Origin of the sequence: Paraburkholderia sp. WS6 (assembly GCF_030464835.1) — a bacterium.
Classification (GTDB): domain Bacteria; phylum Pseudomonadota; class Gammaproteobacteria; order Burkholderiales; family Burkholderiaceae; genus Paraburkholderia; species Paraburkholderia madseniana.
The window spans coordinates 92,747-106,132 of record NZ_JALQCK010000023.1; the positions used below are offsets into that span (position 1 = coordinate 92,747).

Here is a 13,386-nt window from a genome sequence, read left to right on the forward strand (position 1 = left end):
CTCCTCAGCAATACACGCGGGCACACTCACTGCCACGACCATGAATTCAAATATCCGCTACAAGGGCTACGAAGTCGCACCGGCCGCGCAACTGCTGCCCAACGGCCTGTTCGCCGCCAACCTGACCATCGAGAAAACGTCTGCAAGCCAGGGCCAGGCTTATTCGTTCGACGCACTCGACTACTTCTTCGACGAAGAGCACGCGCTCGCCTATGCGTTCCGTTGGGGACGCATGTGGATCGACAGCCGCAAGTAACGCCGGCAGACTCGTCCGATAACACCCAGGCGGTCACGCCGGTCTCGCGCGCAGAACCAGAGAAGACCGTCCACCCTGCGAGCCGGCAAACGCAGGCCACCTTGCGCCACCCGGCGTCGATTCTTAAGCGGCTGTGCCAGAATAGGCGATACCTCAGTTAAAGGAGACGCCTGCGATGACATGGACCGTCGATCAACAGTTGGCCCTAACCGCAACCGAAGCGGTCGCCGCGATCCAGTCCGGGCGCATCAAGGCCGCCGACTATATGGCCACGCTGCTGGCGCGCGCGGCGTCGCTCTCGAGCCTCAATGCGCTCACCACGCTCGACCTCGACGGCGCGCTGGCCGCCGCGCAGCGCATCGATGCATTGCCGCCCGAAGCAAAAGCGCAATTGCCGCTCGCCGGTTTGCCCATCGTCGTGAAGGACAACATCAACACAGCCGGTTTGCAGACCTCGGCGGGCACGCCCGCTTTGGAAGGCTTCGTACCGAAGACGAACGCGCCTTCAGTACAACGGCTTCTCGATGCCGGCGCGATCATCCTCGGCAAAGCCAACATGCACGAACTCGCGTTCGGCATCACCAGCACGAACTTCGCCACGCACGCCGGGCCGGTGCGCAATCCGTACGACCCCACGCTGATTCCCGGCGGTTCGTCGGGCGGCACCGCTGCCGCGATCGCCGCGCGCATCGTGCCCGCCGGTCTGGGCACCGACACCGGCGGCTCGACTCGCATTCCGGCTGCGTTGACCGGCATTGCGGGGTTTCGTCCGTCGGTTGGTAACGGTGGGGCCGAACGGCGTTATCACGACCCGGATGCGGTCGTGCCGATCAGCCATACGCGCGATACGGTGGGGCCGATGGCGCGCACGGTTGCCGATATCGCTTTGCTCGACGGCGTGATCACCGGAACGGGACCGTTGCCCGCGCTCACGCTGAACGGTTTGCGCATCGGCCTGCCCGAGCCGCTCTGGGAAGGGCTCGAACACCAGGTGGAAGACGTTGCACGCGCCGCCTTGCGCCGCCTCGAAGCAGCAGGCGTCACCTTCGTGCCTGTAGCGATGAGCGAACTGGAGACCTTGAACAGCCACGTCGGCGGACCGATCGCGATCCACGAGCCGCGCGAGGACGTGCTCGCCTGGCTCGTCGCCAATAACGCGCCGGTAAAGACAGTCAGAGAAATGGCAGCCCGCATCGCGAGCCCTGACGTGCGCGCGATCTACGACGGCGTGCTCGCCGACGTACTCGGCGCTCATTACGACGCAGCGCTGAAGCAATGGCGGCCGCGCTTGCAGCAGTATGTCGCGGCGACTTTCGCGGACGAGCGTCTCGATGCGCTGCTGTTCCCCACCACGCGCCTCGCTGCGGTGCCGATCGACGACCTGCACGGCTCGTCGACGGTATCGATCGATGGCGCCGCGCCAATCGATACGATGGACGCGTTCCTGCGCAATACCGACCCGGCCAGCACGTCCGGCATTCCGGGCTTGTCGCTGGCGGCTGGGATGACTGCCGGCGGCCTGCCGGTCGGCCTGGAACTGGATGGCCCGCTCGGCGAGGACCGGCGGCTGCTGGCGATCGGCGTCGCCTTCGAACAATTGCTCGGCGTGCTGCCAGCGCCGGTGCTTTGACGGCTTTGAAAATGCCGTCGAAGGTGCCAATGAAGATGTCGCTGAACACGCCAGTAAAAACCGCCGATCCGCATGCCGATGACCGTACCCAAACCCGCCCGCATTCGCCAAACTATTCTGCGCACCGCCGCCGCATTGGCGGTCGCCTTCACCGCCGTCTCCTGCGCGCGTCTTGCTGCAGTCGATTCGAACGCGCTCTGGAAAATTGTCGATATGCGCTGCGTGCCCTCGCAACAGGCCACCGGCACGCCGGGCCAATGCACGGTCGTCGATCTCGACAAACGTTATGTGATCCTGAAGGACATCGTCGGCCGCTCGCAGCATCTGCTGATTCCGACCGACCGCGTCACCGGCATAGAAAGCCCATTCGTGCTTGCGCCGAATGCACAGGACTACTGGGACGACGCGTGGGTGTCACGGCTGTACGTCGAGAAGTCCGTCAAGCGATCCTTGCCCGACAATCAACTCGGCATCGAGATCAACTCGCAATTCCGCCGCACGCAAAACCAGTTGCATATCCATATCGATTGCATGCACAGCAAGGTGAGCGACGCCTTGGCGCGTCACGCGAAGGACACGCCTGGCGAGTGGCGCTGGGATACGCTCGACGGCCAGCGCTACCGGATCATGCGCGTCACCTCGCTCACTCAGGCGAGCAATCCGTTTCGCATCGTCGCGCGTGATAACAAAGGCGCTGCGGCGATGGCCATGCAAACCATCCTCGTGACGGGTGCGGGGCCGTCGGCGGAGAAGGACGGCTGGCTCGTCGTGAATAGCGGCCTCGATGCCGACAACGGCAGCGGCTCGGCGGAAGGCTTGCTCGATCACGCTTGCCGCGTGGCGGACGATAAATAAGCGTCTGTTACCGATCGCCCGGACAGTATCCGCGAGGACCTTGCACGGCGGTCGGCGCGCCGGGTGCTAGCGGCTTGGCGCTGCGCAAGGGCTGGCGATGTGCCCCCCCGCTTTTGCACATATGCGCAGATGCATTGCTGAACAAAATGGTTCTAGTCGCGTGAATTGGTCCGTAGGATCGGTCTAAACCTGCATTCCGACCGATCCAGCCGATGGCGATTTATCTCGACGACACGCAACGTAAAACACTCGCCAAACAGGCTGCAAGCTGGACATGGCGCACGCAATGGCCGACGTGGCTGCTGATCACTACAATCTACGGTGGATGGTTCGGTGTGGCAACGCATGCGCGTGGGCTCGGCCTGCCGCTGACCACTGTGCTGCTGGCGTTGCTGGGTGCGTGGTACATGTCCCTGCAACATGAGTTGCTGCACGGCCATCCGACGCGTTGGCCGTTCTTCAACGCACTATTAGGATTCGCGCCGCTCGCGGTCTGGTTTCCGTACAGCGTCTATCACGATTCGCATCTTCAGCATCACGACGATCCGCATCTGACGCTTCCTGAGCGCGATCCCGAAAGCTACTTCGTCAGTCAGCGCGTGTGGCAACGTGCGGGTTTGGCGATTCGCGCGCTGCTGATCTTCCGCAATACGTTTATCGGCCGCCTGCTAGTCGGGCCGGCTTTTGCCATAGCGGCAACGGGTGTCGATGAACTCCGCAGTATCAAACGCGGTGATTTGCGTCATGTGCCGATGTGGGTCGCACATCTGGTTGCGTTAGCCGCGCTGACGGTATGGCTTCAACGCGTCTGCGGAGTCCCTGCCTGGGCCTTTATCATCGGCGCGGGTTATGGATCGTTGTCGTTAGGTTCGATCCGCTCGTTTCAGGAACATCGCGCGGCACATGCTCACGAGCATCGTACCGTCATCAACGAGGCGGGGTGGTTCTGGCGGCTGCTGTTCCTGAATAACAACTATCATCTGGTTCACCACGACTTGCCGCATGTTCCCTGGTTTGCACTCCGGGAGGTTTATGAAACGTCCCGGCAGCAATATATAGAACGCTCGGGAGGGTTTCTCGTACACGGTTACAGCGAATGGTTGAGGCTTTACGCATTCGCTCTCGTTGCGACTCCGGTGCACGGCGACAATCTATCCGATTTCATTCAGAAGAACCCGCCTGCTTCCGCCTGGTTTGCGGGTACGTTGCGCGGCAATTTCATGGCAGTTGTCCGTCGAAGAGAACTCCGTGAAGCCAACCTACCCGCTACTGCTGAACGCCAAACCGCAAGACAAGCCCTATAAGATCCGTGACCGCGACTCCATGTATCTGCGGGTATCGGTCTCGGGTTCGAAGGTATGGAAATTTGACTACCGGCTGGATGGCAAGGACTGCAGCTATACCCTTGGGCGATTCCCTGACCTGTCGATAAACGACGCCCGCCAACGTCGCAACGATGCGGCCAAGCTCGTGGCGTCCGGCATCCATCCCAAGGCCCATGAGCAGCAGTTACAGCTACAGACGATCACACACAACAAGAACACCTTTTGGGCCGTCTGCGAGGACTGGATTGAAGACAACCGCGACAGTTGGAGCGAGTACTACTGCGGACAGGCCATACGCTTTCTCTCACGCTACGTGAAAGATTCGCCACTCGGGACGATGCCAGTACGCGATATCAAGGTGGCTCACGTCTACGATCTGCTGCAGTCGATTGCAAAGCGCAAAGCCCTTTCAGGCGATGAACGCAAGGCTGGGGGTGCTCCCCATATTGCAGTGCGTCTGCGTCAGCACCTTGACGCGATATTCAGACGGGCGATTATCAGGGGGCGGGCCGACGCAAATCCTGTCGCGGCGCTCAAAGTGTCGGACGTGGTGACGCTCCCTCCTACGCGACACAATCGGGCGCTGGAGGCCGATGATCTCAAACTCTTGCTGGATTCATTGTCGGTTGTGGGAACTGCGCTCACACGTTTGGCATTGCGTCTGCTGTTGCTTACCTCGGTGCGAACTGTCGAATTGCGGGGCGCGACGTGGAAGGAGATAGACCTGAAATCTGCGGTATGGGCAATTCCCGGAGAGCGCATGAAGATGGGGCATCCACACGTCGTGCCACTGAGTACTCAGGCAATTGAAATTTTGAAAGAAATTCAGAAAATCACTGGAGCTACAGCCGCTGACGACTACCTATTCGCAAATATCAAAGACAAATCGCGCCCCATGGCGCCTACCACAATTAATGCAGCGCTGATCCGCGCTGGATTTAATGACGAACGGCTATTCAGGGCGCACGGCGCACGCGGTACGTTTAGCACATGGGCACACGAACGAGGATATGATCCACTGGCGGTCGAACGCCAGTTGGCCCACGTCGAGAAGAACCGGGTGAGCAGAGCGTATAACAGAGCTGAGTTTCTTCCTGAAAGACGGAAAATGATGCAGGACTGGGGCGACTATCTCCAGAGCATGAGCGGTTGATTGTTCGCAGCAAGTTGCTTGCGTCTCTGTGCCCCACCTCTTTAGACGCATAGGTAGGCAGCGGACTCCAACACTTGCTTGCTAGGCGCTACCAGGTTTGAATCTCCTTGGCCCAGCCATGCTCTAGCCACCGTCCTATCCATACAGCGAATACCAGGTGGCCGCGAGACACCAAAAATGCGCGCTGAAGCTTCCGAATCTCTCCTTGAGGGACTGTGTCGAATCCCCACTCGATCGTCAATCGGTGGCTGAACCCCTCCTGATACGGCGCTTCCGCCTGGTCAGGCAGCGACGATACCGTCAGCGATACCGAAAAATCCAGTCGGCAGTTAGCAGCTTTGGACAGACGGTATTGGTGAATCAACCTGCGCTTTCGTTGAAAGATCAAGAGCACTGGGCATCTGAGGACGATTTCTGCGGGGATACCGTCAGGCACTTTCCAACGCGATCCTGGCGGATCTTGCGGAAGTCACCTTAACTTCGGCCGCACTCCCGACCGGAAAGCATGCAACGCGTGCTGCAACCGCCGTGGGCCAAACGCAGGGACGACCGCCGGGGACGGACGTTGTGCTGCTTACTCAGCGCGTTGCCAATCAGACGAACGTCTCGTCGAGCGCCGCCGTGATATCTGCGATCAGATCGGCGGGCTCTTCGAGACCGATCGACAGACGCAGATGACCATATTCCCGGAATACGTCCGGATAACACTCCGATCCGCCGCGTCCCGCCTTGCCGACGTGCACAATCAGCGACTCGTCGTGGCCAAGCGATACCGCCGAGGTAATGAGATGCAGATTAGCCACGAAGCGATTCTGTATCTCCGGTCCACCTTTGACGGCAAAAGCCATAACAGCGCCATACCCCATACCGCCAAACTGGCGCGATGCAAGCGCATGTTGCGGATGGGAAGACAGTCCCGGAAACGCCACGAAGGCAACACGCGGATCCTTGTCGAGGAGTTCGGCGACCTTCTGCGCGGTAGACACGTGCTGAGCCAAACGCAGTGGCAAGGTCACTGAGCCCCGCATGATCAGCCACGCATTGAAAGGCGAGATTGAACCGCCCACATCGACAAGCGCATCGGCCTTCAGGCGGCGAATCGGTTCCCCGCGCCCGATCACGGCACCGCCCATCGCATCGCCATGCCCATTGATGTACTTCGTCAGTGCATGAACCACGAAATCCGCGTCATGCTCAACGCCGCGAAACATCGGCGGGGGCGTAAACGTTGCATCGATCGACAGCATGGCGCCGGCATCGTGTGCGATCTTTGCAAGCGCCCGGACATCCGCCACCTTTGTGGTCGGATTGGCAATAGTCTCGGCATGGATCAGCTTCGTGTTCGGGCGTATGGCGTCGCGTACCGCAGCGAGATCGCTGATGTCCACGAACGTGGTTTCAATACCGTACCGTTGCGGGAGCAGGTCACTGAAAAGACGCCAGACAGCCTCATACGTGACGTCGCTGACCACGACATGATCGCCACTCTTCAGGAACGTGAAGAAGATCGCATGCAACGCCGCAACGCCCGTGCTGAAAACGGCTGCATCTTCACCGCGTTCCATTGCGGCAAGCTTACGCTCGAGGCAAAGCTGATTGTGGCCAGAATTGCGCGTATAGAACAGCGTTTGAGAATCCGACCAGTCGAGTGCGGCCGGGTCATCTGGCAACTGATACGAGTTCGCCATCACGATGGGCGTACGGATCGCGCCCGTCGTGGCGTCAATGACGTTCCCGGCATGCACGGCCTGACTCGCGAAAGAAAGGCTTGCCGGTTCGTCCTTATCAGGCCGTTGCTGACTGTTCATGGTTGCCATATACCGTCTTCCTGATGCACACGACCTTCGGTTGAGTCATTTCCTCGTACGCAAATCTGACGCCTTCGCGGCCGAGGCTTCCGTACTTGAATCCCCCGAACGGCATGGCGTCGAATCGGTAGTCCGACGAGTCGTTGATCATGACGCCGCCAGCCTCCAGCCTGTCGGCTGCCTTGAGCGCGGCATGCAGATCATTTGTGAAGATGCCGGCATGCAGACTGTATTCAGAGCTGTTGGCGAGCGAGAGTGCCTCATCCAGTGTCTCAATCCGCTGAAGAACGACAACCGGGCCGAATATCTCCTGCTTCCACAGGTCGCATTCGAAGCTAACGTCCTCAAGTACCGTTGGCGCGTAAAGCGAACCGTCCTGAGTATTGCCGCACAGCAGTGTGGCGCCCTGACTGATCGCGGCGTCCACCACGCGTCTCATACGAGCCGCTGACTGAGCCGTGATCATTGGCCCGACGTCCGTGTCAGGCAACGCGGGATTGCCCGTCTTGAGCACTTTGGTGCCGGCAACGAAACGCGTCCTGAACGCGTCATAGATGGACGACTGAACCAGAATGCGTTGCGTGCCAATACAGTTCTGGCCTGCGGCCCAGAACGCCCCTGACACGCACGACGTAGCGGCGTCCTCGAGGTCGCAGTCGTTCAGAACGATGACGGGCGCATTACCGCCCAGATCCATCGCAAGCTTTTTGAGGCCTGCGGAGCTGGCTATTCTCTCCCCGGTTGCGAATCCACCGGTAAACGAAATCATTCTGACGTCCCGGGACGAGACGAGTGCTTCGCCAAGCGCTGCGCCACCCGTCGCGACCGACACGACGTTCGGTGGCATGGCGGCCGCCACCAGATATCCAACGAGCTTGATCGCCGACAGCGGCGTGAGTTCGGAGGGCTTGAGAACGACGGCATTGCCGCCGGCGATTGCCGGCCCGAGCTTATGCGCAACCAGGTTGAGTGGATCGTTGTACGGCGTGATGGCGACGATAATGCCGAGCGGTTCCCGAGTGAACCACCCCTGGCGATTTTCCGATCCACCGTACGCGTCGAACGGTACGACCTCGCCTGCGTTTCGACGCGCCTCATCAGCCGATAGCTTGAGCGTGTTCACGCAACGCAGCACTTCTTTCCGGGCCTGCTTGATCGTCTTACCCGCTTCCGCGACGATGAGACTCGCAAAGGCCTCGCTATCACGTTCCACGAGCGATGCACAGGTCTCGAGCACGCGAGAGCGTTCGTGGCGGGACAGGTTACGGCAAACGCGCGCGCCCTCCTTCGCAGTCTGGATCAGCACCTGGGCGCCTTCCGGCGGAATGTTCACGACCGTGCCGACTTCGACGCCGTCGAAGGGATTGGTGACCGAGATGAAGCCGGGCGATGAGTCAATGGGGAATGCGGAATTCATTTCGAAGCGCCTGCGTCCTTTCTTGCGAATGCGGAAAGTGTCGGAAACCAACGCGCAAGCCGTTTCTGCGCGTCTCGCGTCCGGTCCTGTCTAGAGCGTAAGCGAGCCCTCCACCGATGTGACGCAGGAACCGCCCACGCGCACATTTCCGTTCGCATCCACGCTTACCTTGATTCGCCCATCTCGACCGACGCATCGTCCCTGCGCAGCTACGTAATCTGTTCCGCCTGCCGGCAACAGGCCGCGCTGCCACTGGAAGGCAGCCACGCTGCCGTTGCCGCTTCCGCAGACAGGATCCTCCTCCACGCCACAGGACGGCGCGAAGGTACGCACTTCGATTGCCGCATCGTCTCCATGCTCGCGCGGGCCGAATACGGTCAGGCCCGTGACGCCCAGGCGGCGCTCGAGCTCCGCCAACCTGGCGAAATCCGGCTGAAGATTGAGTACGGCAGCGGCATCGTTCATATGCGCCACGATCCAGATGGCGCCGACATTCACAATGCCCGGCGCAGTCTTCTGGTCCACTTTGCAGCCGAGGATCAGCTCCAGTTCCGCCACATCTGCGGCCTGCAGCGGGTCCAGCTTCGCAGGTGGCAGATTGAACGTGAGCTGGCGATCTGCGCCTCGCTCCTCGATCGTCAATTCAACGAGGCCTATGCCGCATTGTTGAATCAATCGACCGCTTTCGCGCGGTGTGACACGCCCCGCTTCCACGATGGCGTGAGCACTACCCAAGGTCGGATGTCCTGCGAAGGGAAGCTCACTACGCGGCGTGAAGATCCTCAAGAGATAGTCGGCCCCGGCTGTTGTGGGCGGAAAGACAAAGGTCGTTTCTGACAGGTTGGTCCAGCGCGCGACCGCTTGCATCGCGTCAGTAGTCAGGCCCTCCGCGTCCAGTACCACAGCCACCGGATTGCCGAGAAGCGGCTTCGCGGTGAAGACGTCAACCACTTTATAAGATCGTTTCATGTTCGCCTCGTCTGACTCGCGTGGACATCTGGGTACTCTTTGGATGCAAGTGCAACACATACATCGTAGCGCGCGCAGCCCAACCATAACAGTCACAGTTTTTCGCTCATTAGACCATTACAGTTTCGTCCGGCGAGGATGGCAAGCGCTCAACGGTTGACGACCCGCTTCGGCATTGCCAGTGCCAGCACACAACCCAGCAGCAGGCAGATACCGAATGTGATGACACCCGCGCCCACGCTATGAGTGCGATCTTTCAGCCAGCCAAGGAAATAGGTGCTCGCGAATCCTCCAAGGTTGGCAATCGAGCACGCGAATGCAATACCGGCGGCAGCGGCTGTGCCGCGAAGAAACGTTGACGGAAGCGCCCAGATCACCGGCATTGCCGCCGCGGCCCCGGCGTTTGCCATCGAGAGAAGGATGACGATGGCGGCCACGCTCCCCGGAAAAAAGGCGCTTGCGATCAGGCCGAACGCTGAGCACAGCAAGGGCACGGCGACATGCCAGCGACGCTCCCGGAAGCGGTCGGAGCTGATCCCGGTTAGCAGAACCATGACCACCGCGAGGCCATTGGGGATCGCCATCAGCGCGCCGATCTCGATCGCACTTCTCGCGCCGGCATCGCGCAGCATCGTGGGCATCCAGAAACTGATCGAATAGAAGCAGAGCAGTACGCAGAGGTCGAGATAACCCACAACCCATACCTTCGGATTGGCAAACGCCTGAGCCAGCCGATGCTCCTTCTTCTCCTCCCGATCGATTCCGATGTCCCGCTTTAGCCTCGTGAGTTCGGCCGCGCTGAGAAAACGCGCACCCTGGTGCGTTTTCGGCAGGACGATATAGACGAGCACACCAAGCAGCACGGAAGGCATTGCTTCCAGCGCGAACAACCATTGCCAGCCGCGCAAGCCATGCACGCCGTCAAAGATCGACAGGATCCAGCCTGAGAGCGGCGCACCGATCAGACTCGACAGCGGCAAGCCCACCATGAAGAGTGCGACGATCCGGCCGCGCCGCGCGTCGGGAAACCAGTAGGTGAGGTAAAGCAGTGCGCCGGGCAGGAATCCGGCTTCCGCCACTCCCAGCAGGAAACGCACGACATAGAACTGCCCGGGCGTCTTCACGAACATCGTCAGCCCTGAAAGCACGCCCCATGTGACCATGATGCGCGCGATCCAGAAGCGGGCGCCGACTTTCTCCAGGATCAGGTTGCTGGGCACTTCAAACAGGATATAGCCGACGAAAAACAGTCCGGCGCCGAGCCCGTACACCGTTTCGCTAAATCCGAGCGAATCGAGCATCTGCAGCTTGGCTATGCCGACATTCACGCGATCCAGAAATGCGGCAAAGAAGCATAAGCCCAGGAATGGGGCAAGCCGCCATGTGAGCTTGCGATAGAGACTGCGCCCGGTCGGAGCGTCGTCTTCAAGATCACAGGAGGGAATGTTCAGGGGAGACGTCGACATGTTGGATCCTGGAAGAGGACAAGGAAGACGCGTTTCGCAGCGTTCAGCGAAACGCGCGACCTGGCTTCACGAATAGTTGATCACGAGCAGCTTGATTTCCGACATCTCGTCCATCGCGTACCGCGTGCCCTCGCGGCCGGTGCCGGATTCCTTCCAGCCGCCGAAAGGCATGTTGTCGATGCGATAGATCGGCACGTCATTGATCATCAGGCCGCCGACATCCCATTTCTCCAGCGCCCGGAACGCACGCTGCAGGTCTCGCGTGAAAAGTCCACCCTGCAAGCCATAACGCGAATCGTTGGCACGCTCTACGGCTTCATCGAATGTGCGATAGCTGTTGAGCGTGAGTACAGGTCCGAAGATTTCCTCGTCCTCGACCAGCATTCCGCGTCGGGTATCCGTCAGCACGGTCGGCTGCACGACTGCGCCGACACGCGGGCCACCGGCCAGTAGACGCGCGCCGCCGGTCAGCGCTGCATCTATCCAGCCCTGAATGCGGATAGCCGATTTCTCGTCGATAACCGGACCTACGTCGATGCCCTCTTCCATCGGATCGCCGACCTTGCACGCGCGCACTTTGTCGAGCAGCCTGGCCTCGAACTCAGCGCGTACGTTCTCGTGCACAAGAATGCGCTGAACGCCAATGCAATACTGACCACCAAACACCACGCCGCCACGAACACACCGCGCCGCTGCAAGGTCAAGATCCGCGTCTTCCGCCACGATCACCGTGCCGTTGCCGCCGAGCTCAAGCGCGACTTTCTTGTGGCCCGCAATCGATTTGATATGCCAGCCGACCTTGGCGCTGCCCGTGAAGGTCACCATGGCGAAGCGGTCGTCCCGGACCATCGACTCCGCAAGCGGAATACTGCAGTGACACACCTCCAGCGCACCGTCGAGCAGGCCCGCATCGCGCATGACTTCCTGCAGCAGAAGGCTGGTAAGCGGCGTTTGCGGCGCGGGCTTCAGCACGACGGCATTGCCCACCGCAATCGCCGGTGCGACTTTGTGCAGGACAAGATTGAGCGGAAAATTGAACGGAGAGATCGCCAGAATGAGGCCAATCGGAAAGCGCCTTGCAATACCCACACGACGGCGCATGTCCGCCAGTTTGTCGAGATCGAGACGGGACAATTCCGTAGCGCTGCCGCTGGCATCGGTGGTCTGGTATTCGAAAACGCCCGCGTCGACATCGAGCGGTACTTCTTCACCATGACTGCGCCGTGCTTCGGCAGCCGCGTTACGCAAGTTGAAGATGCCACGCGAAACCTCTCCTCGCGCATCGTACAAGGGCTTGCCCGACTCCGCTGCGATCGTGCGCACGAACTTGTCGCGCCGTGATTCGATCAGGTCCGCCGCGCGTTGCAGAATATCCGCGCGCGTGAATCGGGGCAGTTGGCGCATGATCTCGAACGCGGCTTGGGCCCGTTCGATTGATCGTTCGACAGCGTCCGCATCGGCAATCGGCATATAGCCAACCACAGCGCCGTCATAGGGGCTGAGCACAGCGTCGGTGGGTTGGATTTGCGTCTCAATGTCATCTTTCATTTGGCATCCTTATCTATAATCGGAGTTTTTTAATTTTGGCCGCTCGCTGCGAATCCGCATGGGGCTCCGACGAGAAGCGTTCTCGTCGGCTATGCGACGACCAGGGTCTGGTTGAGGTCTGCGATCGCACGTACGAGACTGCACGGCGCCAGCATCGAGGTTTTCGGATTGCTCGGCAGGGTCTTGCCAGTGACCGCAATGTCGATGTGGCCAAAATCGCCTTCCGCCTTGATCCGGTGCGTGTTGCCGGTTGCAAGCGGATCGACGTACAGCACCACCCTGGTCCGATCGAAGCCGACGCCGGCCAGCGCGACCGCGGCGGCCACGTTGGCGTTCTGCGGAAAGAGGCGCGCCGCATCTCGCGCCGTGCCTTCATAGATGGCGGTCGGCGTTTTGATGTCGTCGAGCACAACCAGCGCTTCGGCAGGCGTGCCCCGCCAGGCTCCTGACGCCTTGTGCGATTCGTAGCGCACCTCGCGCAGGCCGGCGAACTTCGCCGCGCCTAGCGCGTCGAGCCCGCCTAACGCGCCGGAGGGAATGCGCAGACGTGCCCCTGCGGCGGTCGCGCTGTCGATCAATAGCGTCTCGAGCGTGGGATCCGCCAACGCACCGACTGAGGCGACGAGCATGTCGTGCCCTGCCGCCAGGACGGACGGCCCCAGGTTGCGCAAGGCTTCGTGGCCTGCGCATTCGACGACGAGGTCGAGATCGCTATCGAGGAAATCGTCAACGTTATCGACAACCCGGGCGCCGGCGTCGAGCGCCCTGCGCGCTCCCTCGCGATGTGTGTCCCGTTCATAGACAGCCACGACACGAACGGCGGGTACGTGCCGGCTCAGCAAGTCGTACAGCAGGCTGCCGATGGCGCCGCATCCTATCAATCCAACATTCATCATGTCCCTCACTCGGTTCGTGGCGCCCGGGCTCGGCCCCACGTGATGAATGCATTAGATGGGATA

At 60.6% G+C, this 13,386-nt stretch carries 11 protein-coding genes; 5 read left to right on the forward strand and 6 right to left on the reverse strand.

What is annotated here, in order from left to right; genetic code table 11:
* Positions 1-40 precede the first annotated feature (40 nt).
* From M0D64_RS25655 to M0D64_RS25675, 5 genes are all read left to right on the forward strand, one after another.
* Positions 41-256 (forward strand): transcriptional regulator, encoded by a 216-nt coding sequence (locus tag M0D64_RS25655; protein ID WP_154558403.1) that lies wholly within the window; start codon positions 41-43, stop codon positions 254-256.
* A gap of 175 nt (positions 257-431) precedes the next feature.
* On the forward strand, positions 432-1,886 hold the full coding sequence (gene iaaH, locus M0D64_RS25660; protein WP_266259738.1) for an indoleacetamide hydrolase: 1,455 nt from the start codon (positions 432-434) through the stop codon (positions 1,884-1,886).
* Between the two features lie 78 nt (positions 1,887-1,964).
* Complete coding sequence (locus M0D64_RS25665) at positions 1,965-2,741, forward strand: CDP-diacylglycerol diphosphatase (RefSeq protein WP_266259739.1); 777 nt, start codon at positions 1,965-1,967, stop codon at positions 2,739-2,741.
* A gap of 212 nt (positions 2,742-2,953) precedes the next feature.
* Positions 2,954-4,045, forward strand: coding sequence for a fatty acid desaturase (locus M0D64_RS25670; protein ID WP_266259740.1), 1,092 nt, complete (start codon positions 2,954-2,956; stop codon positions 4,043-4,045).
* A complete protein-coding gene (locus M0D64_RS25675; RefSeq protein WP_266259741.1) occupies positions 3,990-5,219 on the forward strand; it encodes a tyrosine-type recombinase/integrase in 1,230 nt (409 codons plus the stop codon). Before M0D64_RS25670 ends, M0D64_RS25675 begins: the two co-directional genes overlap by 56 nt.
* A gap of 593 nt (positions 5,220-5,812) precedes the next feature.
* Here the strand turns inward: M0D64_RS25675 and M0D64_RS25680 are convergent.
* From M0D64_RS25680 to M0D64_RS25705, 6 genes are all read right to left on the reverse strand, one after another.
* Positions 5,813-7,036, reverse strand: coding sequence for a PLP-dependent aspartate aminotransferase family protein (locus M0D64_RS25680; protein ID WP_266259742.1), 1,224 nt, complete (start codon positions 7,034-7,036; stop codon positions 5,813-5,815).
* Positions 7,005-8,444: an aldehyde dehydrogenase family protein gene (locus tag M0D64_RS25685; protein ID WP_266259743.1), complete on the reverse strand. Its 1,440-nt coding sequence runs from the start codon at positions 8,442-8,444 to the stop codon at positions 7,005-7,007. Before M0D64_RS25685 ends, M0D64_RS25680 begins: the two co-directional genes overlap by 32 nt.
* A 90-nt stretch (positions 8,445-8,534) precedes the next feature.
* Positions 8,535-9,473, reverse strand: coding sequence for a PhzF family phenazine biosynthesis protein (locus M0D64_RS25690; protein WP_308102511.1), 939 nt, complete (start codon positions 9,471-9,473; stop codon positions 8,535-8,537).
* Positions 9,474-9,562: 89 nt separating this feature from the next.
* Entirely contained in the window at positions 9,563-10,879 is a 1,317-nt protein-coding gene (locus M0D64_RS25695; protein WP_266259745.1) for an MFS transporter, read from the reverse strand.
* Between the two features lie 66 nt (positions 10,880-10,945).
* The gene (locus M0D64_RS25700; protein ID WP_266259746.1) at positions 10,946-12,427 is read right to left on the reverse strand and encodes an aldehyde dehydrogenase family protein; all 1,482 of its coding nucleotides are present in this window, start codon (positions 12,425-12,427) and stop codon (positions 10,946-10,948) included.
* An 89-nt stretch (positions 12,428-12,516) separates the two neighbouring features.
* A complete protein-coding gene (locus M0D64_RS25705) occupies positions 12,517-13,323 on the reverse strand; it encodes an aspartate dehydrogenase (protein WP_266259747.1) in 807 nt (268 codons plus the stop codon).
* Positions 13,324-13,386: the final 63 nt, after the last annotated feature.